Annotated in this window: 2 protein-coding genes and 2 pseudogenes; 1 reads left to right on the top strand and 3 read right to left on the bottom strand. The window is 71.5% G+C overall.

From position 1 onward, the window contains the following. Nucleotides 1-262 (top strand): annotated as a pseudogene (locus tag AOK03_RS40435) (ABC transporter permease); the annotation flags it as partial. Between the two features lie 6 nt (nucleotides 263-268). On the opposite strand, the pseudogene AOK03_RS01545 reads toward AOK03_RS40435, so the two are convergent. The 3 genes and pseudogenes from AOK03_RS01545 to AOK03_RS01535 all read right to left on the bottom strand — a co-directional run. After that, nucleotides 269-1,039, bottom strand: a pseudogene (locus AOK03_RS01545) (ABC transporter permease); the annotation flags it as partial. Continuing rightward, a complete protein-coding gene (locus tag AOK03_RS01540; RefSeq protein ID WP_055563276.1) occupies nucleotides 1,036-2,427 on the bottom strand; it encodes an ABC transporter substrate-binding protein in 1,392 nt (463 codons plus the stop codon). The pseudogene AOK03_RS01545 and the gene AOK03_RS01540, both read right to left, overlap by 4 nt. A gap of 14 nt (nucleotides 2,428-2,441) precedes the next feature. Then, nucleotides 2,442-2,669: a 4Fe-4S dicluster domain-containing protein gene (locus AOK03_RS01535; protein WP_055563275.1), complete on the bottom strand. Its 228-nt coding sequence runs from the start codon at nucleotides 2,667-2,669 to the stop codon at nucleotides 2,442-2,444. Between the last annotated feature and the right edge of the window lie 54 nt (nucleotides 2,670-2,723).

The following is a 2,723-nucleotide window of genomic DNA, read 5'->3' as shown; positions in this document are numbered from 1 at the left end:
CGCGCTGGCGCCGGTGTGGGAGGAGGCCGTGCTCACCATGGGCGGCGGCCGCCTGCGGGTGCTGTTCTCGGTGGTGCTGCCCGGCGCGCTGCCCGGCATCTTCGGCGGGCTTTCCGTGGGCATCGGCGTCGGGTGGATCTGTGTGATCTCCGCGGAGATGATCTCCGGCGAGTACGGGGTCGGCTACCGCACCTGGCAGGACTACACGGTCGTCGACTATCCCGGTGTCTTCGTCGGCATGGTCACCATCGGCGCCCTGGGCCGGCACCCGCTCGGGCGGGCGGGGCAGCCAGGCGGTGGCGCGACGGCCGAGGAACTCCACCGCCGCGGAGGTGAGCCGGCCCAGGGCGCCGATGGTGACCATGCCGACGAAGACACCGGGATAGTCGACGACCGTGTAGTCCTGCCAGGTGCGGTAGCCGACCCCGTACTCGCCGGAGATCATCTCCGCGGAGATCACACAGATCCACCCGACGCCGATGCCCACGGAAAGCCCGCCGAAGATGCCGGGCAGCGCGCCGGGCAGCACCACCGAGAACAGCACCCGCAGGCGGCCGCCGCCCATGGTGAGCACGGCCTCCTCCCACACCGGCGCCAGCGCGCGCACCGCGTGCCGCGTCGACACCAGGACCGGGAAGAACGCCGCGGTGAAGGTGATGAAGACGATGCCCTGTTCATTGGTGGGCAGGAGCATGATCGCGACCGGGACCAGGGCGATCGCCGGGACCGGCCGGGCCACCTCCACGAGCGGACCGAGCAGGTCGGCCGCCCACCGCGACCGGGCGACCGCCGTGCCCGCCGCCACTCCCAGGACCGCCGCGAGCAGGAAGCCGATCACGATGCGGCGCAGGCTGTGGACGAGGTCCTGCCAGTACGGGGCGGTGCCGAGCCGGTCGCCGAAGGCGGCCGCCACTTCGCCGACCGTCGGGAACTGGCCGAAGCGCAGCCACAGTTCGACGTCCAGGGTGGTCAGGAGCTGCCAGAGACCGAGGGCCGCGGCGAGCGAGGCCACCCGGACCAGACGGCGGGTGACGCTCATGACGCCAGCTCCACGGCGTCCGTGTAGTCGACGACACGGGCGCCCGCGTGCTGTCCCACGTACGTCTTCGCATGGCTCGCGGTGACGAAGGCCCGCAGGTCGGAGCCGTCGGCGACCCACACCGCCCGGTCGGCGAACCAGAGGGTGCCGGTCAGCGCGTCCGGTACGTACGCGGCCCGCACCTGGGAGCTCTTGGCGGCCTCGGCGGCTTTGAGGAGGGCCTTCGGGGTGTCGAAGGTACGCGTGGTGTCGCGGCCCTTGAGCCACAGCTCGGACTTGGCGGCGCCCGCCTGCGGATGGCCGTCCGCCTTCGGACGGGCGTCCACCTTCGGATAGGAGGGCGCCTGCGCGGCACGCTTCAGCGGCGCCCGGTCGACGAAGGCGTCCACGTCGACGTCGCCCACCAGGCCGGCCGCCTCGAGGATCGGCACGTCCTTCTTCAGCGCGGCGATCAACTCCGGGCGCAGCGCCGGGTCGAAGGTGGCGATGCCGTGGGCGCCGTTGTAGAGGTAGACCGCCTCGGCGGGCAGCCCGGTCTCCTCGGCCACCGACTCGGCGGCGGCGACCGGCCGCTCGCGCAGATGGTGGGTGGCGCGGCGCTGCGCCGCGAGGAAGTCGTCGAGAACCCCGGCGCGCTCTTCGGCGAACTCCTCCCGGACGGTGACGCCGTGGAAGGTGGGCAGGTTCAGGTCGGCGCCGTCGTAGAGCGCCTTCGCCTTGCCCTCGAACGCCAACTGGCCCGGCCAGGCGACGAACTGGGACAGTGCGTCGATGCTGCCCGCGGTCAGCGCGGACGCTCCCACGCTGGGTTGCTGGTTGAGCTTGCGCACGCCCTGCTTCGGGTCGATGCCCGCCTTCTCCAGGGCGCGGATCAGGGTGCCGTCGGCGGCCGATCCGATGCTGGTGGACACCTTCTTGCCCCGCAGGTCGGCCAGCGACCGCAGGTCCGAATCGGGCCTGGTGACCACGGTGTTGAGGCCGCCGCGAAGGTTGTAGCCGGTGATCGAGACGAGCCGGGTCGGCTGCCGCAGCTGCTTGCCGCGGGCCGCGTTGATCAGCAGCGGGAAGTCGCCCATCGACCCGATGTCGATCTTCCCCGTGGTCATCTGGGCGGTGATCGGCGCGCCCGTTGCGTAGTCCTGCCACTTCACCTTGTAGGTCTTGCCGTCTTTCTTGCCGCGGGCCGCGAGCTCCTCCTCGAAGTAGCCGAGGGAGCGCAGCAGCGTGCCCGCGGTGACGGTGTTGATCGTCTTCGACTGGTATCCGACGGTCACCGTCACGGTCCTGGAGTCCTCGGCCCCGGCCGCGCCGCCGCAGGCGGTGACCAGGGGCACCAGCAGGGCGAGCGGCAGGAGCCGGGCGAGCGGGACGAGGGGTTTGCCTGTCATGGGAGCCGGGCCTTTCACCTGAGCAGGTAGGGCATGTTGACGGTGACCGCGCCGGTGGGGCACCGGGCCGCGCAGGGGCCGCAGTACCAGCACTCGTCGACGTGCATGTACGCCTTGCCGTTGTCCTCGCGGATCGCGAGCGAGTCGAGCGGGCACATGTCGACGCAGAGGGTGCAGCCGTCGATACAGCGGGACTCGTCGATGGTCACGGGCACGTCGGCGCGCTGCGGGACAACAGGCATGGCTGTCTCCAGGGAGGGCGGTGGGGGAAGGGGAAGAAGCAGGGCGAGCAGAAG

It is taken from the genome of Streptomyces atriruber, assembly GCF_001418325.1.
Taxonomy (GTDB): Bacteria; Actinomycetota; Actinomycetes; order Streptomycetales; family Streptomycetaceae; genus Streptomyces; species Streptomyces atriruber.
Note: the sequence above shows the minus strand (reverse complement) of the source record. Positions and strands in the feature narration are given on the sequence as shown.

What these genes read in the sequence shown, in the direction of transcription:
- AOK03_RS01540 (WP_055563276.1), bottom strand. Translation starts at nt 2,427, where the DNA reads ATGACAGGCAAACCCCTCGTCCCGCTCGCCCGGCTCCTGCCGCTCGCC.
- AOK03_RS01535 (WP_055563275.1), bottom strand. Translation starts at nt 2,669, where the DNA reads ATGCCTGTTGTCCCGCAGCGCGCCGACGTGCCCGTGACCATCGACGAG.